Source organism: Streptomyces sp. NPDC002055 (assembly GCF_040296705.1).
Classification (GTDB): Bacteria; Actinomycetota; Actinomycetes; order Streptomycetales; family Streptomycetaceae; genus Streptomyces.
The window spans coordinates 89,764-113,906 of record NZ_JBEOXS010000024.1; the positions used below are offsets into that span (position 1 = coordinate 89,764).

Consider the following 24,143-nt stretch of genomic DNA (forward strand, 5'->3'; position numbering starts at 1 on the left):
TTGTGTGCATGGGCGGCGTGCGGGTTCTGGCGTGGGCGCTGGTGTTCTGGCTGGCGTCACCGGCCCTGGCAGGGTGCCGGCCGCTGCCGGTGGCCGGCGGCGGGCCTGAACGCGAGCAGGAGCGGAGCGCCGCTCCGGTGCCGGCCGGTCACGGCGGGACGTTCCTGGACCGGGGCGAGTGCAGCGCCCGGGGCCGTACCGGCGTGCGGGAGGTGCCGTGCGGCAGTGCGCGGGCGGTGGCGCGGGTGCTGACCCGGCGTCCGGACGGCCCGGCGGATGCCGGTCCGCGCTGCCCGGCCCGTACCGACTTCGTGCTGCGCGTCTCGGCGCGGCTGCCCGACCGGGACGAGAACGGCGACGGCTCGGTGGCGCAGGGCTACGCCTGTATGCGGCGGCTGACGGGCCCGCACCCGGGGGATCCGGGCGGGGGCGGCGGCCCGCGGACGCTGGTCGGCGACTGCGTGACCGTGCAGCAGCACCTGCGCGGCGGGCGGTCGCGGGTGGTGGAGACGGCGTGCGAAGGGCCCGGGCCGGAGCCCCGCTACCGGGTGACGGCGGCCGTGCGGGACGGTTCCGCGTGCCCGCCGGCGACCGCGCTCCGGGTACGGCTGGGCGGCGGGACACCCGTCGGGTGTGCCCGCCGCCTCTGAACCGTCCGCCGCTTGCGGTTACGGCCGCAGGCTGCGCTGCGTGGACTGCTTGTCGAGCGTGCTGTCCGGCTTCGCCAGCGGCTTGGCCGTGGCCTCGCCCTGCTCGACGGCGGCCGGGGCGACGCCCGCCCACTGCAGGACCTCGGCGGTGGCCTTGGCCTTCTCGTCGGCGGTCAGCCCGGCGATGTTGGCGCCGTGGTTGGCGCCGGGGGCGGTGAAGACGTAGGCGTCCTCGGTGCCCTTGCCGGGGCGGAACTGCTCGGCGCCCCACGGGTCGTTCTGCCCGTAGACGAAGAGCATCCGCTCACTGTGGTGCCGGACCCAGCGGTCGACGTCCCGCATGGCGCCCTTCCTCCACTTCATGGGGATGTCCCGCGGCACGTACGCCCGGGGGGTGAAGTACCCGGGGTACCGCAGCAGGCCCTTGAGGTGCGGGTACTTGAGCGTGGGCGCGCCCAGCTCGGTGCCGGCCTGGTAGTAGTACGGCGTGTAGGTCTCCAGCCCCTGGTCGGTGTAGGCGGAGAAGCCGGAGATCTTGTCGACGAACGCGTACAGGTCGTCGGTCGAGGCGTCCGGCTTCGGGACGTCGGCACAGTCCTTCTCGGAGCTGTACTGCCAGAACGCCCACACCAGGTCCAGGACCACGCTCTCGTACGCCTTGTCGGCGCTGCCGACGGTGGTGAAGGTGTTGTCGTTCTCCTTCGCCCACTTGCGGTAGCGGTCGGTCATCTCCTTGCGGCGGACGAGGGCCTCGCGCTGGACGGCGTCGAGCGCGGTGCGGCACTCCGTGGTGGAGACCCGGCGGAAGAAGCGGTCGTAGGCCGAGTCCTCACGGTTGTTGACGTCGTTCGGGGCGACGTAGGCCACCGTGCCGTCCATGTCGTGCGGGTAGAAGCGGCGGAAGTAGGTGGCGGTCATGCCGCCCTTGCTGCCGCCGGTGGCGAGCCAGTTCTTCCCGTAGATCTTCTTCAGCGCCTTGAAGATCCGGTGCTGGTCGCTCGCGGCCTGCCAGATGTCGAGCTTGGACCAGTCGGCCGGCTTGGGCCGGGACGGCGTGAAGAAGCGGTACTCCATCGACACCTGGTTGCCGTCGACGATCCGGGTCGGCTCGCTGCGGGTCGGGTTCGTGGAGACGTTGTAGCCCGAGGTGTAGAAGACCGTCGGACGGTCCGTCGCCTTGTGCAGCAGGGTGATCCGCTGCTTGAAGGTGCCCTTGGACGGATGCCGGTGGTCGACCGGCTGCTTGTAGCTGAGGACGAAGTACCGGTAGCCGTCGGCCGGCTTCTCCTCGATCAGACTCATACCGGGAATCGCGAGGATCCGGTCCTTGATGTCCGTGGCGTCCTGCCGGTCGGCGGTGGCCGCCCCGGCCGGTGCCCCACCGACGCCGATGGCGCCTATGAGCACCACGAGCGCCAGCAGCCATCTGAGCGCCTTGCGCATTCGCCCTCCCCTGGGTTCACAAAGGTCGCCGTGAACCTACCGGCGCGGCTCGTGCCGCCGCCAGACCCGCAGGGAGAATCGGCCCGAAGAAGGCAACCGGCCGTGCCCGCAAGGGCGTTCGGCTCAGCAGAGCCAGCCGGAGCTCACCGACCGGCGGCCCACGGAACCGCGGACGAAGACGCAGCGCTGTCCGGCGGCCACCCGGACCGGTCCGGCGTGGTGGGCGTAGTAACCGGTGTCCCAGCGGGGCCGGGTGCCGCGCGCCTGAATGCTGACGCTCATCTTCCGCTTCTTGCCCGGATCCGTGGCGACCGTGAAGGCGCAGGCGAAGAGCCTGGTCCGGTGGATGTGGATCCGCCCGCCGGGCAGCGACAGCGTCTTCACCTTCCGCCCCTCGCAGCGCGCCGCGGTGGCCTCGGCCGTGCCGGAACCGGCCAGTCCGGCCAGCCCGACGACCATGAGGACCACCACCCCCAGAGCTGTTCGACGGCGTGCAACCGCACCGCGCACGTCTGCCTCCCTAGGGGGTCATGCGCCCGTCGTTCGGACATACGGGCGACCGACAAGCTACACGCGTGGAGTGGGGCCCCTGGTTCCCGGGGTGCCCGTGGTGCCCCGGGCGGGCGGGGGCGGCCCGGGGCGCCCGGAAGCACCTGGGGCCGCCCCGGTCAGGCCACTCCGGTCAGGCCGGCGCGGTCTCCGGCTCGCCGGCGAAGGTGCGCCACAGCCGGGCGTAGCGCCCGTCCGCGGCGAGGAGTTCGGCGTGCGTGCCGTCCTCCACGACCCGGCCGTGGTCCATCACCACCACCCGGTCCGCGCGGGCCGCGGTGGTCAGCCGGTGGGCGACGACCAGGGTGGTGCGCCTGCCCACCAGCCGGTCCGTGGCCCGGTTGACCAGCCCCTCGGTCGCCAGGTCGAGGGCGGCCGTGGCCTCGTCGAGGAGCAGCACATCGGGGTCGACGAGCTCGGCCCGGGCCAGGGCGATCAACTGCCGCTGCCCGGCGGAGAGGTTGCGGCCCCGCTCGGCGACCTCGTGGAGGTAGCCGCCGTCCAGCGAGGCGACCATGTCGTGGGCGCCGACCGCACGGGCCGCGGCCTCCACCTCGGCCTCGGTGGCGTCGGGGCGGCCGTAGGCGATGGCGTCGCGCACCGTGCCCGGGAAGAGGTAGGACTCCTGGGGGACGACGCCGAGCCGCCGCCGGTAGCCGGTGAGGTCCAGGGCGCGCAGGTCCGTGCCGTCGGCCCGGACGGCGCCGGAGGTCGGGTCGTAGAACCGGGCGACCAGCTTGACCAGCGTCGACTTGCCCGCGCCGGTCTCGCCCACGAAGGCGACGGTCTGCCCGGCCGGGATGCGCAGGTCCACGCCGGAGAGTGCCTCCTCGCCGTCCTCGGCGCCGTACCGGAAATGCACGTCCTCGAAGGTGATCTCACCGCGGAGCGGGCCCGCCGGGCGCGGCTCCTCGGCGGGCTTCACCGTGGTGGGCTCGCGCAGCAGCTCCTGGATGCGGCCGAGCGACACGGCCGCCTGCTGGTACCCGTCGAAGACCTGGGAGAGCTGCTGCACCGGGGCGAAGAACAGGTCGATGTAGAGCAGATACGCGACGAGCGCGCCGGTGGTCAGCGTCCCCTCGCTCACCCGGCCCGCGCCGACGACCAGGATCAGCGCCGCCGCCACGGACGACAGCAGCTGCACGAACGGGAAGTAGACGGAGATCAGGAACTGGCCGCGGACCCGCGCCTGCCGGTAGCTGTCGCTCCGCGCCACGAAGCGCTCGGTCCCGGTGCCCTCGCGGCGGAAGGCCTGCACGATCCGCAGCCCGGCGACGCTCTCCTGGAGGTCGGCGTTGACCACGCTGATGCGCTCCCGGGCGAGTTCGTACGCCTTCACGCTCTTGCGGCGGAACACGATCGTGCCGACGACCAGCAGGGGCAGGGTGCCGAGGACGACGAGGGCCAGCCCGGCGTCGAGGACGACGAGCGCGACGAGGATGCCGAAGAAGGTCAGCAGGGAGACGACGGCGGTGACCAGACCGGTCTGCAGGAAGGTGCTCAGCGCGTCGACGTCGGTGGTCATCCGGGTCATGATCCGGCCGGTCAGCTCGCGCTCGTAGTAGGCCAGTCCCAGCCGCTGGAGCTGGGCGAAGATCTTCACCCGCAGCGCGTAGAGGATCCGTTCGCCGGTCCGGCCGGTCATCCGGGTCTCGGCGATCTGCGCCCCCCACTGGGCGAGGACCACGACCAGCGCGAACGCGGACGCGGTCCAGACCGCGCCGAGGGCGAGCCGCTGCACACCGTCGTCGATGCCGTTCCGAATGAGGATCGGCAGCAGCAGGCCCGCGACGGCGTCGACCGCCACCAGCAGCAGGGCGATCAGCAGCGGGGTGCGGAAGCCGCGGAGCAGTTGCCGCAGTCCGTAGTCGGTCTCGGGGTGGGCGGCCCGCTCCTCGTCCACGTCGGGGGTGTCGGTGGCGGGCGGCAGCGCGGCGACCTGGGCGAGGAGTTCGGGGGTGGCTGGCATCCCGGCGAGCGCGCCGGCCATGCCGGGGCCGGGTGCGCCCGGTACGGGCCCGCCGGGGACGGCGGCGTCGGCCGCGCGGGAGGCGGTGGAGCCGGTCCGCGGAGCCTCACCGGAGCGGGAACGGCCCCACAGCTCGGGGGTCACCCCGTCGGCCACCCGGCGCCGGGCGTTGACCGGTTCGGAGTCGATCTCGGCCTCGACCTCCAGGTCGACATCGAGCCGCAGCCCGGCCTCGCACTCCCGGCGCTCCGCGTCCAGCTCGGCGTCGAGGTCCTCGGCGTCCGCCTCGGCGGCGAGGAGGCCGACCGGGTCGCGCGCGACGTCGCCGAGCTCGTCCGGGTCGGTGAGCAGCCGGCGGAACAGGGCCGACCGCGCCTCCAGTTCCTCGTGGGTGCCGACGTCCGCGAGCCGGCCGCCGTCGAGGACGGCGATCCGGTCCGCGAGGGCCAGCGTGGAGCGGCGGTGGGCGATCAGCAGGGTCGTCCGGCCGTCCATGACGCCGCGCAGCGCCTCGTGGATCTCGTGCTCGACCCGGGCGTCGACCGCCGAGGTGGCGTCGTCCAGCAGCAGGAGTCGCGGGTCGGTGAGGATCGCGCGGGCCAGGGCGACGCGCTGGCGCTGGCCGCCGGAGAGGGTGAGGCCCTGCTCGCCGACGGTGGTGTCGTAGCCGTCGGGCAGCTCGGCGATGAAGCCGTCGGCCTGGGCGGCCCGGGCGGCGGTGCGGATCTGTTCGTCGGTGGCGTCCGGCCGGCCGTAGGCGATGTTGGCGCGCACGGTGTCGGAGAAGAGGAAGCTGTCCTCCGGTACCAGTCCGATGGCGGACCGCAGCGAGGCGAAGGTCAGATCCCGCACGTCGTGCCCGCCGACGCGCACCGCGCCGTCGGTGACGTCGTAGAAGCGGGGCAGCAGCAGCGAGACCGTCGACTTGCCGCTGCCGGAGGCGCCGACGACGGCGACGGTCTCGCCCGGGGCGATCCGCAGGGAGAAGTCGGAGAGGACCGGCCGCTCCGGGTCGTAGCCGAAGGTGGCCCCGTCGAACTCGACGGTGGCCTCGGCGTCGGCGGGGAGCTCGTGCGCGTCGGCGCGCTCGGTGATCGTCGGTTCGGTGTCGATGAGTTCCAGCACCCGCTCGACGCCGGCCCGCGCCTGCTGGCCGACGGTGAGGACCATGGCGAGCATCCGGACCGGGCCGACGAGCTGCGCGAGATAGGTGGAGAACGCGACGAAGGTGCCCAGCGTGATCTGGCCGCGGGTGGCCATCCAGCCGCCGAGGGCGAGCATCGCGACCTGGCCGAGCGCGGGGACCGCCTGGAGGGCCGGGGTGTAGCGGGAGTTGAGGCGGACGGTCCGCAGCCGTCCGGCGAACAACTTGCGGCTCACCTCGCGGAGCTTGCCGGCCTCCTGCTCCTCCTGGCCGAAGCCCTTGACCACGCGGACGCCGGTCACGGCGCCGTCCACCACGCCCGCGACGGCGGCGGCCTGGCCCTGGGCGTACCAGGTGGCCGGGAACAGCCGGCGGCGGCTGCGCTTGGCGATGAACCAGAGGGCGGGGGCGACAGCCAGCGCCACCCCGGTGAGCAGCGGGGAGAGCCAGGCCATCACGACCAGCGAGATCAGGAACAGCAGGACGTTGCCGATCATCATCGGCAGCATGAAGAGCAGGCCCTGGATCAGCTGGAGGTCGCTGGTGGCGCGGCCGACGACCTGTCCGGTGCTGAGCTCGTCCTGGCGCCGGCCGTCCAGCCGGGTGAGCGCGCCGAACATGTCGGTGCGCAGGTCGTGCTGCACGTCGAGGGCGAGCCGGCCGCCGTAGTAGCGGCGGACGTAGGTGAGGGCGTAGACGCCGATCGCGGCCACGACCAGCAGCCCGGCCCAGGGGGCCATGTCGCGGGTCCGGTCGATCACCACATCGTCGATGATCAGCCGGGTGACCAGCGGCACGAGGGCCATCACCGCCATGCCCCCGAGGGAGGAGCCGAGGGCGAGCAGCACATTGCGCCGGTACCGCCAGGCGTACCCGGTCAGCCGTCGCGCCCAGCCGCTCCGTTGCCCGCCGTCGTCCCTCGAAACCACCGGTCACCCTCCGTTGTCCCAGCCGTCGTGGCGCCACGGTGCCCGCAGCGCCACGATCAAGAACACCGGGGGTGCCCGGTTTGTTTCAGCTGTGCGTAGGCAATATGTCGCGCACGGCACGGGGCCGGAGACCTAAGCCTCCGGGTCCGGTCCGGAGCTGGGGCCCGCAGGCCTCTGCCTCCGGGTCCGGTCCGGAGCTGGGGCCCGGAGACCTGAGCCTCCGGGCCCGTGCCGGACCGGCCGCCGACGCAGGGCGTCGGGGAGGCGTCAGGCCTGAGGCTCCCGAGCGGCCGCGATCTGCCGGGACATGATCGTCGTCAGCTCGTACGCGGTGTGCGAGGCGGCCACGGAGGTGATCTCCGCGTGGTCGTAGGCCGGGGCGACCTCGACCAGGTCGGCCGAGACCAGGTGGCAGTCGGAGAGCCCGCGCAGGATCTCCAGCAGCTCGCGGGAGGTCAGGCCGCCCGCCTCGGGGGTGCCGGTGCCGGGCGCGTGGGCCGGGTCCAGCACGTCGATGTCGATGGAGATGTACAGCGGCCGGTCGCCGATGCGCTGGCGGAGCTGGTCGGCCACCTCGTCCACGCCGCGGCGCATGACGTCGGCGGAGGTGACGATGCCGAAGCCCATCTTCTCGTCGTCGTCGAGGTCCTTCTTGCCGTACAGCGGGCCGCGGGTGCCGACGTGCGAGAGGGCGGAGGTGTCGAGGATGCCCTCCTCGACGGCGCGCCGGAACGGGGTGCCGTGGGTGTACTCGGCACCGAAGTAGGTGTCCCAGGTGTCCAGGTGCGCGTCGAAGTGCAGCAGCGCGACCGGGCCGTGCTTGCGGGCCACGGAGCGCAGCAGCGGCAGGGCGATGGTGTGGTCGCCGCCGAGGGTCATCAGCCGGGCGCCCGTGTCGAGCAGGTCGTCGGCCGCGGCCTGGACGGTCTCCACGGCCTCGTCGATGTTGAACGGGTTGGCCGCGATGTCACCGGCGTCGGCGACCTGGGCGAGCGCGAAGGGCGAGGCGTCCTGCGCCGGGTTGTAGGGGCGCAGCAGCCGGGAGGCCTCCCGGATGGCGTTGCCGCCGAAGCGGGCGCCGGGCCGGTAGGAGACACCGGTGTCGAAGGGCACACCGACCACGGCCACATCGGCGGCGCCCACCTCGTCGAGCCGGGGGAGCCGGGCGAACGTGGCCGGTCCGGCGTAGCGCGGGATGCGGGACGAGTCGACGGGGCCACGGGGCTCTGTGCTCATACAGCTGCTGCCTCTCGGCGGTTCGGGATCACTGGGTACGGGTCCGAGCGTAGGGAGAGCCGCGGATTTCGCACATGTACGTTCCCGATGGGCGGGCCACGCTATTTGGACACGGCGTCCATCGCACCCCGGTTCACGCCACAATGGACTCCATGCCGATACCCAGCCGTGCCGAACTGATCGCCCACCTCGTCCGCACCCGGATCGCGGGCGATGTGGCGACCCCGCGGGAGAACAACCTCGACCACTACCGCAAGCTCGCGAACGGCGACCGCCACTACTGGCTGGGGCTGGAGCTCGGCGACCGCTGGACCGACGAGCAGGACGTGCTGGCGGTGATGGCGGAGCGCTGCGGCGTGGTCGACGACCCGGGGCACCGCAGCGGCCAGGACACCATCGACCCGGCGCTGACCGTCGACGCCCTGGACCGGACGGCGACGGTGCTGCGCAAGGCGGCCGAGGCCGGGCAGCGGGTGCTGTTCGCGACGGGCCACCCGGGCGGGCTGCTGGACGTGCACCGCAGCGTCGCGGCGGCGCTGCGGGCGGCCGGCTGCGAGATCATGGTGATTCCGCCGGGGCTGCGGGCGGACGAGGGCTCGGTCTTCCAGTTCTGCGACGTGGCCGTGCTGGAGCGGGGCGCGACGCTCTGGCACACCCACTCCCCCATGCCGATGGCCGCGATCCTGGACGGCCTGGCGCACCAGGGCCGGCCGCTGCCGGACCTGGTCGTGGCCGACCACGGCTGGGCGGGCTGCGCGGGACAGCGGGGCATCGACGCGGTGGGCTTCGCCGACTGCAACGACCCGGCGCTGTTCCTGGGCGAGGCGGAGGGCACGCTGGCGGTCACCGTGCCGCTGGACGACCACGTGGTGGACCCGCGCTACTACGACCCGCTCACGGCCTACCTGATCGACGCCGCGGGGCTGACGGCCCAGCCGTGACGGGCGGCCGGGCCGTGGATCCCCTGGGACGCCGCTGACGTCCTCAGCCGCTGACGTCGGACGGTCTCGTCACAGCGGCCCCTCGGGAGCGCCAACGGCGGACTACCGCTCCGGCCGCCGTTGGTACGGACCCGGCGTCGGGTCGAGGAAGACCCGGGCGATGGCCGGGAACCGGGTGCGCAGCGCCCGCTCCGCGTCCTCGCAGGCCCATTCGATCTCCTCGGCCGTCGCATAGTCGGTGAAGTCGACCTTCGCGGCGACCAGCACCTCGCCCGGCCCCTGCACGACGGTGACCAGCTCCAGGACGCCGAGGACGTGCGACAGCTCCAGCAGCTCGTCCCGGACCGCGTCCCGCATCTCCGGCGGCAGCGACCCTCCGGCGGGCGTCGCCGGGCGGCCGCGGGCCGACTCCCACGCCACGGTCAGCAGAAGCAGGCCGATGAGGACCGACGCGGCGCCGTCCCAGCCGGCGGAGCCGGTGAGCCGGCCGCCGAGCAGCCCGGCGGCCGCGAGCAGCAGTCCCGCCACGGCCGCCGCGTCCCGCAGGACGGCGGACCGCTCGGCGGTGTCCGGGGTGTGCCGCAGGTAGTCGCGTACCGGGACGCGGAAGCGGGCGGCGCCCGCCCGCACCTGCCGCACCGCGGCCCGCAGGGACCAGGCCGCCGGCAGCAGGGCGACGGCGAGGACCACGTACGCCACGGCCGGGTCGCCCGGCTCCCCGCCCGCGGCGAGGGTGCGGATGCCCTCGTCGAGGGCGAAGACCGCGGCGGCTACGAAGAGCGCGACGGTGCCGAGGGCCGCCGGGATGTGGGGCTCATTGCCGTGGCGGTGTTCGTCGCCATGACCGCGCTCGCCACCGTGGCGGTGTTCTTCATCGTGACGGCGCTCGCCACCGTGGCGGCGTTCGTCATCGTGCCCGTCCGGGCGGGCGGCCTCGGCCGGGCGCTCCCGGCGGGCTTCGAACGCCGTCAACAGCCCCGTCACCGCGTCGGCGACGGAGTGCGCGGCCTCCGCCAGCAGGGCGCCGGAACCGCTGACGGCTCCGGCGACCGCCTTGGCGACCGCGATGCCGAGACCGGCGAGCGCGGCGACGATCACGGTGGCGAGGCTTCCGCCCCGCTGCGACGGCCCGGCGCCGTCCGGCGTCCGGTGGTCCTGCTCGACACGGCCCATGGTGCGCGAGTATGCCCGAACGGCCGGGCCCGGCCCACGGCACCCACCGCGAGGCGGCTCGTCCTCAGGAGTCCTTGCGCCATGCCCGCCCGGGTCGCGTGGTCCGGCACCGCACCTCGCGGAACCGCGGCGATGCACGGCACCGGACCACGCGACCTCACCGGACGCTCATCGGGCAAGGCCCCTTACGGCCCCTCGGGCGCCGGCCGGGTCTCGTCGCGCGGCACCCGGATCACGCCCTCCTGGATGACGGAGATCGCCAGCCGGCCGTCGGCGGTGTAGATCCGGGCCTCGCCCAGGCCCCGGCCGCCGTGCGCCGACGGGCTGTGCTGGTCGTAGAGCAGCCACTCGTCGGCCCGGAACGGCCGGTGGAACCACATGGCGTGGTCGAGGCTGGCGCCCACCACGTCGCCGACGGTCCAGCCGCCGCGGCCGTGGGCGAGCAGCACCGAGTCGAGCAGCGTCATGTCCGAGACGTAGGTGGCGAGGCAGACGTGCAGCAGCGGGTCGTCCGCCAGCTTGCCGTTGGTCCGGAACCAGACCTGCGAGCTGGGGTCGCGGGGCCCCTGGGCGGCGGTGGCGTACGGCGGTTCCTCGACGTAGCGCAGGTCGACGGCGGCCCGCGCCTCCAGCAGCCGGTCCACCATGCCCGGGTCGCGGAAGAAGTGGGCGTGCCGGGGCAGCATCTCCTCGGCGGTCGGCAGTGTCTCCGGGTCCGGCGCGGGCGGCATCGGGGCCTGGTGGTCCAGCCCCTCCTCGAACGCCTGGAAGGACGCGGAGAGATGGAAGATCGGCTGCCCGTGCTGGACCGCGACCACCCGGCGGGTGGTGAAGGACCGCCCGTCGCGGATCCGGTCGACGGTGTAGACGATCGGGGCTCCGGCGTCACCGATCCGTAGGAAGTACGCGTGCAGCGAGTGCGCGGCGCGGTCGGCGGGGACAGTGCGGCCCGCGGCGACCAGCGCCTGGGCCGCCACCTGGCCGCCGAAGACCCGCGGCACGACGGCGGGGCGGCTGTTGCCGCGGAAGATGTTCTCCTCGATCCGCTCGAGGTCGAGCAGGTCGAGGAGGCTCTGCAGGGGTTCGCTCATCAGGTTGTTTCACTCGGGGACGGGACGGGGTGCCGGTGACGGGGGCACTGGGGACGGGGGACGGGGGACGGGGCGCGACGGCTGAGGTCCGGGGAGCCGGACCCGGGCTCACAGGCCCATCGACTTGGCGATGATCGAGCGCATGACCTCGCTGGTGCCGCCGTAGATGCGGTTGACGCGGTTGTCCGCGTACAGGCGCGCGATCGGGTACTCCATCATGTAGCCGTAGCCGCCGTGCAGCTGGAGGCACTTGTCGATGACGCGTGAGGCGACATCGGTGCAGAACAGCTTGGCGGACGCGGCGTCGGCGGGGGTGAGCTCGCCCGCGTCGAGGGCGTCCAGCGCCCGGTCGACGACGGCCTGCGCGGCGTCCACCTCGGCCCGGCAGTCGGCGAGCACGAACTTGGTGTTCTGGAACGCGGCGACCGACTGGCCGAAGACGGTGCGGTCCCGGACGTACTCGGTGGCGAACGCGATGGCCGCCGACGCCTGGGCGTACGCGCCGACCGCGATGCTCAGCCGCTCCTGCGGGAGGTTGTGGGTGAGGTAGGAGAAGGCCTTGCCCTCCTCGCCGAGCAGGTCCTCCACCGGGACCTCGACGTCGGTGAAGGACAGCTCCGCGGTGTCGGAGGTCTTCAGCCCGAGCTTGTCGAGCTTGCGGCCGACCGCGTAGCCCTCGCTCTTCGCGTCGACGACCAGGATGGATATCCCGCCGCGCCGGTCCTCGGGGGTGGGGGCCGCGGTGCGGGCGCAGACCAGCACCCGGTCGGCGAGGACGCCGCCGGTGATGAAGGTCTTGGCGCCGTTGAGGATGTAGTGCGTGCCGTCCTCGGAGAGCTTGGCGGTGGTCTTCATCCCGGCCAGGTCGGAGCCGGTGCCGGGCTCGGTCATGGCGATGGCGGTCATCATCTCGCCGGAGACGAAGTCCGGCAGCCAGCGCTTCTTCTGCTCCTCACTGGCGTAGGCCAGCAGGTACGGCAGGCAGAGCGCGGTGTGCACGCCGCTGCCGCCGAAGCTGACCCCGGCCCGGGCGCACTCCTCGCTGATGACCGCGGTGAACTTGAAGCTGGTCTCGCCCGCGCCGCCGTACTCCTCCGGCACCTCGATGCCGAACACGCCGAGCTCGCCGAGCTTGCGGTAGAAGTCGCGCGGGGCCTGCCCGGCGGCCTCCCACTCGTGGTAGACGGGCGCCACCTCGGCGGCGATGAAGTCGCGGATGGTCTCCCGGAAGGCCTCGTGGTCCTCGTTGAACACCGTGCGCCGCATCCGCGTGCCTCCCTCTCCCGGCCGGACCGCGAGCGATCCCTGAGTGTCTAAGCGCTTGCTCAGCGAAAGTTACCCGGGAGTCAGTCGGCCTGTCCAGGGGTTCCACCCCCTCCGACGGAGTCGCGCAGGCCACAGCGGCCGCACAGAATCGGCCATCACAGACATCGGAAACCGGCCATGGCGACCACAGGGCCGCGGCCCGCCGGGCCGCCTGCCATGGAGCGCCGTCAGCCCGCCGACAGCGCCGCCAGCGCCCCCAGCGCCAGCCGGTGCAGCAGGGCGGCGGTGGCCTCGCGGCCGGGGAGCGTGGCGGGGCGGCTGAGGTGCGGGGTGGAGTTCAGCAGGCCGAAGACGGCGTGCACCGCCGACCGCGCCTCGGCCTCCGGGGCGCCGGGGTGGATCTCCCGGACGACCGCGACCCACAGCTCGACGTACTGCCGCTGGAGCTGGCGCACCAGCTTGCGGTCGCTGTCCCGCAGCCGGTCCAGCTCCCGGTCGTGCAGGACGATCAGCGGGCGGTCGTCGAGGGCGAAGTCGATGTGCCCCTCGATCAGCGCGTCGAGCACCGCCCCGGGCGGCCCGGCCGTCTCCGCGACCCGCCGCTTGCCGCCGGTGAGGAGGCGCTCGCTGATGCCCACCAGCAGCTCGGCCAGCATCGCGTCCTTGCCCGCGAAGTGCCGGTAGAGCCCGGGGCCGCTGATGCCGACGGCGGCACCTATCTCGTCGACGCCCACGCCGTGGAAGCCGCGCTCGGCGAAGAGCCGGGCGGCCTCCCCGAGGATCTGGTCACGGCGGGACGGGGCCGCGGTCCCGGCGGCAGCGTTGGTGCTCATGGGCATTCATTCTAGACAGCCGCGTTAGCGATCGTTAACCTGAAGGCACATGCGTTAACGCTCATTAACCGGGCAAGGGGGCTCGAGGAGATGCAGCAGGCACCAGCGCTGGCGTCCGGCGCCGATCCGGCGTCCGACGCCTGGCGGGCCAACGAGGCGGCGCACCGGGAGCTCGCGGCGCACTTGCGCGAGAAGCTCGCCGGAGCGCGGCTGGGCGGCGGCGAGAAGGCACGGGCGCGGCACACCGCGCGCGGCAAGCTGCTCCCCCGGGACCGGGTGGACGCCCTCCTCGACCCGGGCTCCCCGTTCCTGGAGCTGGCGCCGCTGGCGGCGGACGGGATGTACGGCGGCCAGGCGCCCGCGGCGGGTGTGATCGCCGGGATCGGCCGGGTCTCCGGCCGCGAGGTGGTGATCGTCGCCAACGACGCCACGGTCAAGGGCGGCACCTACTACCCGATGACGGTCAAGAAGCACCTGCGGGCCCAGGAGGTGGCGCTGGAGAACCGGCTCCCCTGCCTGTACCTGGTGGACTCCGGCGGCGCCTTCCTGCCGATGCAGGACGAGGTCTTCCCGGACCGCGAGCACTTCGGCCGGATCTTCTACAACCAGGCCCGGATGTCCGGCGCGGGCATCCCGCAGATCGCCGCGGTGCTGGGCTCCTGCACGGCGGGCGGCGCGTACGTCCCGGCCATGAGCGACGAGGCCGTCATCGTGCGCAACCAGGGCACGATCTTCCTGGGCGGTCCGCCGCTGGTGAAGGCGGCCACCGGCGAGGTGGTGACCGCGGAGGAGCTCGGCGGCGGCGAGGTGCACTCCCGTACCTCCGGCGTGACCGACCACCTCGCGGAGGACGACGCGCACGCGCTGCGGATCGTCCGGAACATCGTCTCCACCCTGCCCTCCCGGCAGCCGCTGCCGTGGCCGGTGGAGCCGGTCGAGGAGCCGGCGGTGGACCCGGCGGGTCTGTACGGCGCGGTCCCGGTCGACTCCCGCACCCCGTACGACGTGCGGGAGGTGATCTCCCGGGTCGTGGACGGCTCCCGGTTCGCCGAGTTCAAGGCCGAGTACGGCACGACGCTGGTCACCGGCTTCGCCCGGATCCACGGCCACCCGGTCGGGATCGTCGCCAACAACGGCATCCTGTTCTCCGAATCGGCCCAGAAGGGCGCGCACTTCATCGAACTGTGCGACCAGCGCGGCATCCCGCTGCTGTTCCTGCAGAACATCTCGGGCTTCATGGTGGGCCGCAGCTACGAGGCGGGCGGCATCGCCAAGCACGGCGCGAAGATGGTGACGGCCGTGGCCTGCACCCGGGTGCCGAAGCTGACGGTGGTGGTCGGCGGCTCGTACGGCGCGGGCAACTACTCGATGTGCGGCCGGGCGTACTCCCCCCGCTTCCTGTGGATGTGGCCGAACGCCAAGATCTCGGTGATGGGCGGCGAGCAGGCCGCCTCGGTCCTCGCGACCGTCAAGCGCGACCAGCTGGAGGGCCGCGGCGAGGAGTGGAGCGCGGAGGACGAGGAGACGTTCCGCGCCCCGATCCGCGAGCAGTACGAGACCCAGGGGAACGCCTACTACGCCTCTGCCCGGCTGTGGGACGACGGCGTCATCGACCCGCTGGAGACCCGCACGGTGCTGGGGCTGGCCCTGACCGCCTGCGCCAACGCTCCGCTGCCCGACAAGGACCCTGCCGCACCCGGCTACGGCGTCTTCCGGATGTGAGGGGGACCATGACGATGTTCGAGACGGTACTGGTGGCCAACCGCGGCGAGATCGCGGTCCGGGTCATCCGCACGCTCCGGGCGATGGGCATCCGCTCCGTCGCGGTCTTCAGCGACGCCGACGCGGACGCCCGGCACGTCCGGGAGGCGGACACCGCGGTGCGCATCGGCCCGGCCGCCGCGTCGGAGAGCTATCTGTCGGTGCCGCGGCTGCTGGCCGCGGCGGAGCGGACGGGCGCCCAGGCGGTGCACCCGGGGTACGGCTTCCTCGCGGAGAACGCCGCGTTCGCCCGCGCCTGCACGGACGCCGGCCTGGCCTTCATCGGCCCGCCCGCGTCCGCCATCGAGCTGATGGGCGACAAGATCCGGGCCAAGGAGACGGTGCGGAAGGCCGGCGTCCCGGTCGTCCCCGGCTCCTCCGGCAGCGGCCTGAGCGACGCCGAACTGGCCGCGGCGGCCCGGGAGATCGGGATGCCGGTGCTGCTCAAGCCCTCGGCGGGCGGCGGCGGCAAGGGCATGCGGCTGGTCCGTGACGAAGCCCTGCTGGCCGACGAGATCGCGGCGGCGCGGCGCGAGGCCCGCGGCTCCTTCGGCGACGACACGCTGCTGGTGGAGCGGTGGATCGACAGCCCGCGGCACATCGAGATCCAGGTGATGGCCGACGGACACGGTGAGGTCGTGCACCTCGGCGAGCGCGAGTGCTCCCTCCAGCGCCGCCACCAGAAGATCATCGAGGAGGCGCCGAGCCCGCTGCTCGACGCGGCCACCCGGGAGGCCATGGGAGCCGCCGCGGTGCAGGCCGCCCGCTCCTGCGGCTACACCGGCGCGGGCACGGTGGAGTTCATCGTCCCGGGCCACGACCCGTCGGCCTACTACTTCATGGAGATGAACACCCGCCTCCAGGTCGAGCACCCGGTCACCGAACTCGTCACCGGGCTGGACCTGGTGGAGTGGCAGGTGCGGGTCGCGGCCGGCGAGCACCTGGCCTACGGACAGCAGGACATCCGGCTCACCGGGCACGCCGTGGAGGCCCGGATCTGCGCGGAGACCGCGCGGGCCGCCGGGGACCGGGTGGACTTCCTCCCCTCCGCGGGCACCGTACGGGCGCTGCACGAGCCCGCGGGCGAGGGCGTCCGGGTGGACTCCGGTCTCAACACCGGGACGGAGGTGGGCACCTCCTACGACCCGATGCTGGCCAAGGTGATCGCCCACGGCCCGGACCGGGCGACGGCGCTGCGCCGGCTGCGCGGCGCGCTGGCCGGGACGGCCGTCCTCGGTCTGGACACCAACACCGGTTTCCTGCGGCGGCTGCTGGACCACCCGGACGTGGTCTCCGGCGCGCTGGACACCGGGCTGGTCGACCGCGCCGCGGCGTCGCTGGTGCCCACGGGCGTGCCGGACGAGGTCTACGCGACGGCGGCGCTGCTGCGGCACGCCGCGCTGCAGCCGGAAGGCCTGCGGAACGCCCCCGCCACCGGCTGGACGGACCCGTTCTCGGCGGGCAGCGGCTGGCGGCTCGGTGGCGAACCGGCCTGGACCACGCACCATCTGCGGGTGCCGGGGCAGGACCCGGTGGCCGTCCACGTGCGCGGCACCGCGGCCGCGGCCGAGGTCCGGATCGGGGACGGCGAGGCCGTGCCGGCCCGGCTGCTCCCCTCCGGTCCGGCTGCCGACGGCCCGTCCGCCGGCGGTCCGTCCGTAGGCAGTCCGTCCTTCGGCAGTCCGTCCTTCGGCGGTCCGGACGGCGCGCCCGAGCGGCTCCGGCTGGAGTGGGACGGCGTCACCCACACCTTCCTCACCCCGTCCGGCGGCGCCGGCCAGTGGCTGGGCCGGGACGGCGACGGCTGGCAGGTGCAGGACCACGACCCGGTCGCCGCGGCCCTCAGCGGCGCGGCGGGCGCGCACGGCATGGACGCGCTGACCGCCCCGATGCCCGGCACCGTCACCGTGGTGAAGGCCGCCGTGGGCGACGAGGTGGTCGCCGGCCAGAGCCTGCTGGTCGTCGAGGCGATGAAGATGGAGCACGTCATCTCCGCGCCGCACGCCGGCACGGTCGCCCAGCTCGACGTGACCCCCGGCAGCACCGTCGCCATGGACCAGGTGCTGGCCGTGGTCGACCCGCACGAGGAGCCGCGCGAGGAGGAGGCCGCACGATGACCGCGTCACTGCCGATGAGCGTGCCCGCGGCCGGCCTGCCGGCCCGGGTCCGGATCCACGAGGTCGGGCCCCGGGACGGCCTGCAGAACGAGAAGATGGTCGTCCCCGTCGAGGTGAAGGCCGACTTCATCGCCCGGCTGGCCGACGCCGGTCTGGACACGATCGAGGCGACGAGCTTCGTCCACCCGAAGTGGGTGCCGCAGCTCGCCGACGCCGAGGCGCTGATGCCCAGACTCGACGCGGTCGCCGCCCGGCTGCCGGTCCTCGTCCCCAACGAGCGCGGCCTCGACCGGGCGCTGACGCTCGGGGTGCGGGAGATCGCGGTCATCGGCAGCGCGACCGAGTCGTTCGCCAAGGCCAACCTCAACCGCACGGTGGACGAGTCGATCGCGATGTTCGCCCCGGTCGTCGCGCGGGCCCGGGAGGCCGGGCTGCGGGTCCGCGGCTATCTGTCGATGTGCTTCGGCGACCCCTGGGAGGGCGCTGTGGAGATCGACCAAGTGGTCCGGGTCAGCCGCAGCCTGATCGACATCGGCTGCGACGAACTGAGCCTCGGCGACACCATCGGCGTCGCCACCCCCGGCCACGTCGGGGCGCTGCTCACCGCGCTCAACGCGGCGGGCGTCGGCACCGAGCGGATCGCGGTGCACTTCCACGACACCTACGGCCAGGCCCTGACCAACACCCTGGCGGCGCTGCAGCACGGCGTCAGCACCGTCGACGCCTCCGCGGGCGGCCTCGGCGGCTGCCCGTACGCCAAGAGCGCCACCGGAAACCTCGCCACCGAGGACCTCGTCTGGATGCTGAACGGCCTCGGCATCGAGACCGGGGTCGACCTCGGCGCTCTCACGGCCACCAGCGTGTGGATGGCTGCCCATCTGGGACGGCCCAGCCCGTCCCGTACCGTCCGTGCCCTGTCGGGCACCACCTCCCCCCAGGAGCAGTGACGTCATGACGATCGACCACCGTCTCTCCGCCGAGCACGAGGAACTCCGCCGCACCGTCGAGGCGTTCGCGCACGATGTCATCGCGCCGAAGATCGGGGAGTTCTACGAGAACCACGAGTTCCCGTACGAGATCGTCCGCGAGATGGGCCGGATGGGCCTGTTCGGCCTGCCGTTCCCCGAGGAGTACGGCGGCATGGGCGGCGACTACCTCGCCCTCGGCCTGGCCCTGGAGGAGCTGGCCCGCGTCGACTCCTCCGTGGCGATCACCCTGGAGGCCGGTGTCTCCCTGGGCGCGATGCCGGTCTTCCGGTTCGGCACCGAGGAGCAGAGGCGGGAGTGGCTGCCGCGGCTGTGCTCGGGCGAGATCCTGGGCGCGTTCGGCCTGACCGAGCCCGAGTGCGGCTCGGACGCCGGCGGCACCCGCACCACGGCCCGGCTCGACGAGGCGACGAACGAGTGGGTGATCAACGGCACCAAGTGCTTCATCACCAACTCCGGTACGGACATCACCGGGCTGGTCACCGTCACCGCCGTCACCGGCCGCAAGCCCGACGGCCGCCCCGAGATCTCCTCGATCATCGTGCCCTCCGGCACCCCGGGCTTCACCGTGGCCGCCCCCTACTCCAAGGTCGGCTGGAACGCCTCGGACACCCGCGAACTGTCCTTCAGCGACTGCCGGGTGCCCGCCGCCAACCTGCTCGGCGAGGAGGGACGCGGCTACGCCCAGTTCCTGCGGATACTGGACGAGGGGCGGATCGCGATCTCCGCGCTGGCCACAGGCCTCGCCCAGGGCTGTGTGGACGAGTCGCTGAAGTACGCCAAGGAGCGGCAGGCGTTCGGGAAGCCGATCGGCGAGAACCAGGCGATCCAGTTCAAGCTGGCCGACATGGAGATGCGGGCCCACACGGCGCGGATCTCCTGGCGGGACGCGGCCTCCCGGCTGGTGCACGGCGAGCCGTTCAAGAAGGAGGCGGCGCTGGCCAAGCTCTACTCCTCCGAGATCGCGGTGACCAACGCCCGCGAGGCGACCCAGATCCACGGCGGCTACGGCTTCATGAACGAGTACCCGGTGGCCCGGATGTGGCGGGACTCCAAGATCCTGGAGATCGGCGAGGGCACGAGCGAGGTGCAGCGCATGCTGATCGCCCGTGAGCTGGGGCTCACCGGCTGACGGGCCTCCCCCGGAGGGAGCGCCCTCCCCGGCGGCCGCGCTTTTCCGGAGGGCCAGGTCTTCCGGAGGGCCACGTCTTCCGGAGACACGCTTCCGGAGAGACACGCTTCCGGAGAGACACGCTTCCGCCCCGGCCGCGTCGTGCGGCCGGGGCGGAAGGCGTTGCGCCGGGGCTCCGTACCCTCCGGCGGGCGAACGGATCGAGGACTGCTCAACAGCCCCCGCAACGGCGGTAGTTCACTCGGCAGGCCACGGCACCTGCGGCGAGCGGTAGTAGTCGATGCCCAGCGCCGCCCAGCGCGGCGCCTGCGCGGCCAGCCGCTTCCGGTACGCCTCCCAGTCGTGCGTGGCGGCGGGCGACCAGCCCAGCTCCGCGATGCCCGGCAGCCGCGGGAAGGCCATGAACTCGATGTGGTCGCTGGTGGTGAGGGTCTCGGACCAGAGCGGCGCCTCCACCCCGAACACCGCCGACTCCGGGACGCCCTGCAGGTAGCGGCCCGGATCCCAGTCCCAGGACTGCCGGACCTCGACGTATCCGGCCCAGCTGAGCCCGAGCGGCGTGTCCTTGGTGTACTTCATGTCGAGGTAGGCGCGGTTGGCGGGCGAGAGCACCATCCGGGTGCCGGCCTTGGCCGCGTCCACGACCTCCTTCTCGGTCCCGGTGGTGCCCCAGTACTGGGCCACCGCCCCGTCGGCCGGCTTCGCCCCGGTCAACTGGTGCCAGCCGACGACCGTCTTGCCGTACTTGGCGACGGTCCGCTGCGCCCGGTCCATGAACGCGACGTAGTCCTCGTGGGGTGTCGAGTGGGCCTCGTCGCCCCCGATGTGCAGATACCGGCCGGGCGTCATGGCGGCGAGCTCGCGCACCACGTCGTCCACGAAGTCGTAGGTGACGGCCTTGGGTACGCACAGCGAGCTGAAGCCGACCTCCGTGCCGGTGTAGAGCGGCGGGGCCACTCCGTCGCAGTTCAGCCGGGCGTAGGAGGCGAGGGCCGCGTTGGTGTGCCCCGGCATGTCGATCTCGGGCACGACCTCCAGGTGACGGTCGGCGGCGTGCCGCACGATCTCCCGGTAGTCCCGCTTGCTGTAGTGGCCGCCCCGGCCCCCGCCCACCTGGGTGCTGCCGCCGTACGTCGCCAGCCGCGGCCAGGAGTCGATCGCGATCCGCCAGCCCTGGTCGTCCGAGAGGTGGAGGTGCAGCGTGTTGAGCTTGTAGAGCGCCATCTGGTCGATGTAGCGCTTCACCTGCTCGACGGTGAAGAAGTGCCGGGAGACGTCGAGCATCGCGCCGCGGTAGGCGAACCGCGGGGCGTCCGTGATGGTGCCGCCCGCGACCTTCCAGGGGCCCGGCTGCCGCGCCTGACGCTCGACGGCGGCGGGCAGCAGTTGCCGCAGGGTCTGGATGCCGTGGAAGAGGCCGGTGGCGGTATGGGCGCTGATGGCGACGGCCGCGCGGGAGGAGTCCAGGCGGTAGCCCTCGTCCCCGAGGTCCGCGGGCGCGGCCGCCGCAGCCGCGCTCGCGCCCCCGGGATGGGAAGCGGAACCGGAAGCGGAGCTGCCGGAGCGCGGGCCGGCGGTGCCGTCGGCCCCGGCGGTGGAGCCGACGGCGCCCGCGCCGCCGGAGCCGGGCGCCGGGCCGCCGCTGCCGCGGCTCTCGCCGCCCAGCCGCAGCAGGATGTCCCCGTCCCGCTCCCCGGCGGAGGTGACCGGCAGCGCGTAACCGGTGGCCGGGCGGAGCACACCCGCCAGGTACTCCCCCGCCTTCCGCGCCGCGGGCGAGTAGCCCGGCACCCGGATCCGGGCCCCGGGCCGGAGCGTGAACGGCGCGCCACCGGGCCGTACGGAGGCGGGCGCGGGCAGCACCCGGTCCAGCGGTGTCACGGCCCCGGCGGCCGGATCGGGCGGCGGAGCGGCGGCCCCGGTGGCGGACACCCCCGCCGCAACGAGGAGGAGCGAACAGAACAGCGTGGGCAGTCGTCTCACGAGCGGTCCCTTCGGCGGGCTTCGGCAAGGCGGTCCGAACGAATCAGAGCTGCTGTCCGAACGATTGGAGTGACCGAACGGTCACCATGGGTACCGTGCACCTCACAACCGGTCAAGGTGTAGACCACTTGAGACACCGTGGCGTCGGCCGCCCCACCCGCACGGCCCCACCCCGCACGACCCGACCTCCCCCACCGGGTCCCGCCCCTCCCGAGCCGACCGAACCCCATTTCTGCCCGATATCGGGCAGGTTTCTTGCAAAGGAACCCCCCGCACCCGCAATATCAACGGGTGCTCGATCGCCCCGCGTCCCATGACGACCTCGTCGACCACCTGGTCCGCAGCACGCCGCTCCAGCGCGGCGAGGCCGCCCGGGTGGTGCTGGACGTGCTGGCGTACTTCGACGAGACGATCGAGGCCTTCGTCCGCCGCCGCCACCGCGAACTCCAGGCCAGAGGGCAGAACAACACGGAGATCTTCGAGCGGATCATGGCGGAGCTGCCGCACCGCGCGGTGGCGCCACCGGAACTCTCGCTGCGGCAGTTGCGTCGCATCGTCTACGGCTGACGCGGGCCGGAGCCACCGGCTCACCCCGGTCCGGCCGGGGGAACGGCCGGCTCACCGGACCGCCCGCGCGCGGCCGGCACAGGAACACATGACCAGACGGGCCCGGAAGGGTCCGACGGGGCCCACCGGCCGACCCGGCCACCGGGCCCCGGAACACAGAAACGTGGGAGGGACAGTCCTATGTGCGGGATCGTCGGATACATCGGCAAGCGCGATGTGGCTCCGCTGCTGCTGGAGGGCCTGCAGCGGCTGGAGTACCGGGGCTACGACTCCGCCGGCCTCGCCGTCAGCGGCAAGAACGGCACCCTGAAGACCGCCAAGGCCAAGGGCCGGGTCCGCGAGGTCGAGTCCAAGCTCCCCAAGCGCTTCACCGGCACCACCGGCATCGCCCACACCCGCTGGGCCACCCACGGCGCCCCCACCGACGAGAACGCCCACCCGCACCTCGACGCCGAGGGCAAGGTCGCGATCGTCCACAACGGCATCATCGACAACGCCGCCGAGCTGCGCGCCAAGCTCGTCGCCGACGGTGTGGAGTTCGCCTCGGAGACCGACTCCGAGGTCCTCGCCCACCTGATCGGCCGCTCCCAGGCCGAGACCCTGGAGGAGAAGGTCCGCCAGGCGCTGCGCCTGGTCGAGGGCACCTACGGCATCGCCGTGCTGCACGCCGACTTCGCCGACCGGATCGTCGTCGCCCGCAACGGCTCGCCGGTGGTGCTGGGCATCGGCGAGCACGAGATGTTCGTCTCCTCCGACGTGGCCGCGCTGGTCAGCCACACCCGCCAGGTCGTCACCCTGGACGACGGCGAGATGGCCACCCTCAAGGCCGACGACTACCGGACGTACACCACCGAGGGCTCGCGCACCTCGTCCGCCCCGGAGACCGTCGAGTACGCGGCCGAGTCGTACGACCTGGGCGGCCACGACACCTACATGCACAAGGAGATCTCCGAGCAGGCGGACGCGGTGGACCGCGCGCTGCGCGGCCGGATCGACGACCGCTTCTCCACCGTGCACCTCGGCGGCCTGAACCTCGACGCCCGTGAGGCGCGCGGGGTGCGCCGGGTGAAGATCCTGGGCTGCGGCACCTCGTACCACGCGGGCCAGATCGGCGCGCAGATGATCGAGGAGCTGGCCCGGATCCCCTCGGACGCCGAGCCGGCGTCGGAGTTCCGCTACCGCAACCCCGTGGTGGACCCCGACACCCTGTACGTGGCGGTCTCCCAGTCCGGTGAGACCTACGACGTGCTGGCCGCCGTCCAGGAGCTCAAGCGCAAGGGCGCGCGGGTGCTGGGCCTGGTGAACGTGGTCGGCTCGGCGATCGCCCGGGAGACCGACGGCGGCATCTACGTGCACGCCGGCCCCGAGGTGTGCGTGGTCTCCACCAAGTGCTTCACCAACATGGTGGTCTCCTTCGCGCTGCTCGCCCTGCACCTGGGCCGGATCCGTGACCTCTCGGTCGCGGACGGCAAGCGGATCATCGAGGGCCTGCGCAAGCTGCCGGCGCAGATCGACGAGATCCTCGCGGGCGAGGAGCAGATCAAGGAGCTGTCGGCGCAGTACGCGGACGCCAGGTCGATGATGTTCATCGGCCGGGTGCGCGGCTACCCGGTGGCGCGCGAGGCCTCGCTGAAGCTCAAGGAGGTCTCCTACATCCACGCCGAGGCCTACCCGGCGTCCGAGCTCAAGCACGGCCCGCTGGCGCTGATCGAGCCCGCGATGCCGACCGTGGCGATCGTCCCGGACGACGACCTGCTGGAGAAGAACCGCGCCGCGCTGGAGGAGATCAAGGCCCGCAGCGGCCGGATCCTGGCCGTCGCGCACCAGGAGCAGGAGAAGGCCGACCACACCATCCTGGTGCCGAAGAACGAGCCCGAGCTGGACCCGATCCTCATGGGCATCCCGCTCCAACTGCTCGCCTACCACACGGCGTTGTCCCTGGGCCGGGACATCGACAAGCCGCGGAACCTCGCCAAGTCCGTGACGGTCGAGTAGCGGCCGGAATGGCCGAGTAGTGGCCATGGCGGCCTTCGGAATGTGCCGGTCCGGCACGCTCCGGAGGCCGCTTTTCGTTTCGCTCCCTGGCGCGCCGCTCCCCGGCACGCGGACGCCCGAGGGGTTTCCCGTCGCCCGGGGGCGGCAGCGGCGTCTCCCCGGCCTGCCGTAGCCGGGCCCCGCTGTGCGTCCTCCGTGACCGGCCGCGCGGGGGACGTGTCGCTACGTCCCAGACGCGTAGACACGGGCCAGGGCGGGGCGGCGTGGGTCGGTACCGGGTGCGTCGTGGGTACGGGGACGGGGCCTCCGGGGTGGGGGTTCCGGAACGTATATTTACGGCCCTGGGGGCCACAAATACACGGAAGCTTCCGGAACCCC

General features: G+C 73.1%; 17 protein-coding genes. 8 read left to right on the forward strand and 9 right to left on the reverse strand.

Translation table 11 applies throughout. The features are described 5' to 3' along the window. The first annotated feature begins 8 nt into the window (after positions 1 to 8). A complete protein-coding gene (locus ABT112_RS17295; RefSeq protein WP_351510370.1) occupies positions 9 to 650 on the forward strand; it encodes a hypothetical protein in 642 nt (213 codons plus the stop codon). A gap of 18 nt (positions 651 to 668) precedes the next feature. Here ABT112_RS17295 and ABT112_RS17300 read toward each other — a convergent pair whose 3' ends face one another. The 4 genes from ABT112_RS17300 to speB form a co-directional block, all read right to left on the reverse strand. After that, complete coding sequence (locus tag ABT112_RS17300) at positions 669 to 2,093, reverse strand: S28 family serine protease (protein ID WP_351510372.1); 1,425 nt, start codon at positions 2,091 to 2,093, stop codon at positions 669 to 671. Between the two features lie 123 nt (positions 2,094 to 2,216). Next, a complete protein-coding gene (locus ABT112_RS17305; RefSeq protein WP_502975374.1) occupies positions 2,217 to 2,603 on the reverse strand; it encodes a hypothetical protein in 387 nt (128 codons plus the stop codon). Between the two features lie 172 nt (positions 2,604 to 2,775). Beyond that, positions 2,776 to 6,684, reverse strand: coding sequence for an ABC transporter ATP-binding protein (locus ABT112_RS17310; RefSeq protein WP_351510374.1), 3,909 nt, complete (start codon positions 6,682 to 6,684; stop codon positions 2,776 to 2,778). Positions 6,685 to 6,951: 267 nt separating this feature from the next. Next, complete coding sequence (speB, locus tag ABT112_RS17315) at positions 6,952 to 7,920, reverse strand: agmatinase (protein WP_351510376.1); 969 nt, start codon at positions 7,918 to 7,920, stop codon at positions 6,952 to 6,954. Between the two features lie 152 nt (positions 7,921 to 8,072). Here speB and ABT112_RS17320 point away from each other — a divergent pair, with 152 nt between their 5' ends. Beyond that, positions 8,073 to 8,861 carry a phosphatase gene (locus ABT112_RS17320; protein WP_351510378.1) on the forward strand — a complete coding sequence of 263 codons (789 nt, stop codon included), beginning with the start codon at positions 8,073 to 8,075 and terminating at the stop codon, positions 8,859 to 8,861. A 102-nt stretch (positions 8,862 to 8,963) separates the two neighbouring features. Here the strand turns inward: ABT112_RS17320 and ABT112_RS17325 are convergent, their stop codons facing one another. The 4 genes from ABT112_RS17325 to ABT112_RS17340 form a co-directional block, all read right to left on the reverse strand. Beyond that, positions 8,964 to 10,034: a cation efflux transmembrane domain-containing protein gene (locus ABT112_RS17325; RefSeq protein WP_351510381.1), complete on the reverse strand. Its 1,071-nt coding sequence runs from the start codon at positions 10,032 to 10,034 to the stop codon at positions 8,964 to 8,966. A gap of 185 nt (positions 10,035 to 10,219) precedes the next feature. Beyond that, positions 10,220 to 11,125, reverse strand: a complete 906-nt coding sequence (locus ABT112_RS17330; RefSeq protein ID WP_351510382.1) for an acyl-CoA thioesterase — start codon at positions 11,123 to 11,125, stop codon at positions 10,220 to 10,222. Positions 11,126 to 11,233: 108 nt separating this feature from the next. After that, on the reverse strand, positions 11,234 to 12,391 hold the full coding sequence (locus ABT112_RS17335; RefSeq protein WP_351510384.1) for an acyl-CoA dehydrogenase family protein: 1,158 nt from the start codon (positions 12,389 to 12,391) through the stop codon (positions 11,234 to 11,236). A 227-nt stretch (positions 12,392 to 12,618) separates the two neighbouring features. Beyond that, positions 12,619 to 13,224 carry an SACE_7040 family transcriptional regulator gene (locus ABT112_RS17340; protein ID WP_351510386.1) on the reverse strand — a complete coding sequence of 202 codons (606 nt, stop codon included), beginning with the start codon at positions 13,222 to 13,224 and terminating at the stop codon, positions 12,619 to 12,621. A 90-nt stretch (positions 13,225 to 13,314) separates the two neighbouring features. Between ABT112_RS17340 and ABT112_RS17345 the strand changes: the two genes are divergently transcribed. The 4 genes from ABT112_RS17345 to ABT112_RS17360 are packed head-to-tail and all read left to right on the forward strand — an operon-like array spanning position 13,315 to position 19,220. Then, complete coding sequence (locus ABT112_RS17345) at positions 13,315 to 14,946, forward strand: carboxyl transferase domain-containing protein (RefSeq protein WP_351510388.1); 1,632 nt, start codon at positions 13,315 to 13,317, stop codon at positions 14,944 to 14,946. Positions 14,947 to 14,960: 14 nt separating this feature from the next. Beyond that, positions 14,961 to 17,102, forward strand: a complete 2,142-nt coding sequence (locus ABT112_RS17350) for an acetyl/propionyl/methylcrotonyl-CoA carboxylase subunit alpha (protein WP_351510415.1) — start codon at positions 14,961 to 14,963, stop codon at positions 17,100 to 17,102. Beyond that, the gene (locus ABT112_RS17355) at positions 17,099 to 18,049 is read left to right on the forward strand and encodes a hydroxymethylglutaryl-CoA lyase (protein ID WP_351510391.1); all 951 of its coding nucleotides are present in this window, start codon (positions 17,099 to 17,101) and stop codon (positions 18,047 to 18,049) included. The genes ABT112_RS17350 and ABT112_RS17355 overlap by 4 nt, the downstream gene beginning before the upstream one ends. 4 nt (positions 18,050 to 18,053) lie before the next feature. Further along, positions 18,054 to 19,220 carry an acyl-CoA dehydrogenase family protein gene (locus tag ABT112_RS17360; RefSeq protein WP_351510393.1) on the forward strand — a complete coding sequence of 389 codons (1,167 nt, stop codon included), beginning with the start codon at positions 18,054 to 18,056 and terminating at the stop codon, positions 19,218 to 19,220. Between the two features lie 237 nt (positions 19,221 to 19,457). Here ABT112_RS17360 and ABT112_RS17365 read toward each other — a convergent pair whose 3' ends face one another. Further along, positions 19,458 to 21,203, reverse strand: a complete 1,746-nt coding sequence (locus ABT112_RS17365; protein ID WP_351510396.1) for a beta-N-acetylhexosaminidase — start codon at positions 21,201 to 21,203, stop codon at positions 19,458 to 19,460. A gap of 291 nt (positions 21,204 to 21,494) precedes the next feature. Between ABT112_RS17365 and ABT112_RS17370 the strand changes: the two genes are divergently transcribed. Next, a complete protein-coding gene (locus tag ABT112_RS17370; RefSeq protein ID WP_351510398.1) occupies positions 21,495 to 21,770 on the forward strand; it encodes a hypothetical protein in 276 nt (91 codons plus the stop codon). Positions 21,771 to 21,950: 180 nt separating this feature from the next. Further along, the gene (gene glmS / locus ABT112_RS17375; protein ID WP_351510400.1) at positions 21,951 to 23,765 is read left to right on the forward strand and encodes a glutamine--fructose-6-phosphate transaminase (isomerizing); all 1,815 of its coding nucleotides are present in this window, start codon (positions 21,951 to 21,953) and stop codon (positions 23,763 to 23,765) included. The last annotated feature ends 378 nt before the right edge of the window (positions 23,766 to 24,143 follow it).

What these genes read in the sequence shown, in the direction of transcription:
- ABT112_RS17325 (WP_351510381.1), bottom strand. Translation starts at nt 10,034, where the DNA reads ATGGGCCGTGTCGAGCAGGACCACCGGACGCCGGACGGCGCCGGGCCG.
- ABT112_RS17300 (WP_351510372.1), bottom strand. Translation starts at nt 2,093, where the DNA reads ATGCGCAAGGCGCTCAGATGGCTGCTGGCGCTCGTGGTGCTCATAGGC.
- ABT112_RS17340 (WP_351510386.1), bottom strand. Translation starts at nt 13,224, where the DNA reads ATGAGCACCAACGCTGCCGCCGGGACCGCGGCCCCGTCCCGCCGTGAC.
- ABT112_RS17335 (WP_351510384.1), bottom strand. Translation starts at nt 12,391, where the DNA reads ATGCGGCGCACGGTGTTCAACGAGGACCACGAGGCCTTCCGGGAGACC.
- ABT112_RS17330 (WP_351510382.1), bottom strand. Translation starts at nt 11,125, where the DNA reads ATGAGCGAACCCCTGCAGAGCCTCCTCGACCTGCTCGACCTCGAGCGG.
- ABT112_RS17345 (WP_351510388.1), top strand. Translation starts at nt 13,315, where the DNA reads ATGCAGCAGGCACCAGCGCTGGCGTCCGGCGCCGATCCGGCGTCCGAC.
- ABT112_RS17355 (WP_351510391.1), top strand. Translation starts at nt 17,099, where the DNA reads ATGACCGCGTCACTGCCGATGAGCGTGCCCGCGGCCGGCCTGCCGGCC.
- ABT112_RS17360 (WP_351510393.1), top strand. Translation starts at nt 18,054, where the DNA reads ATGACGATCGACCACCGTCTCTCCGCCGAGCACGAGGAACTCCGCCGC.
- glmS (WP_351510400.1), top strand. Translation starts at nt 21,951, where the DNA reads ATGTGCGGGATCGTCGGATACATCGGCAAGCGCGATGTGGCTCCGCTG.
- speB (WP_351510376.1), bottom strand. Translation starts at nt 7,920, where the DNA reads ATGAGCACAGAGCCCCGTGGCCCCGTCGACTCGTCCCGCATCCCGCGC.
- ABT112_RS17295 (WP_351510370.1), top strand. Translation starts at nt 9, where the DNA reads ATGGGCGGCGTGCGGGTTCTGGCGTGGGCGCTGGTGTTCTGGCTGGCG.
- ABT112_RS17350 (WP_351510415.1), top strand. Translation starts at nt 14,961, where the DNA reads ATGTTCGAGACGGTACTGGTGGCCAACCGCGGCGAGATCGCGGTCCGG.
- ABT112_RS17320 (WP_351510378.1), top strand. Translation starts at nt 8,073, where the DNA reads ATGCCGATACCCAGCCGTGCCGAACTGATCGCCCACCTCGTCCGCACC.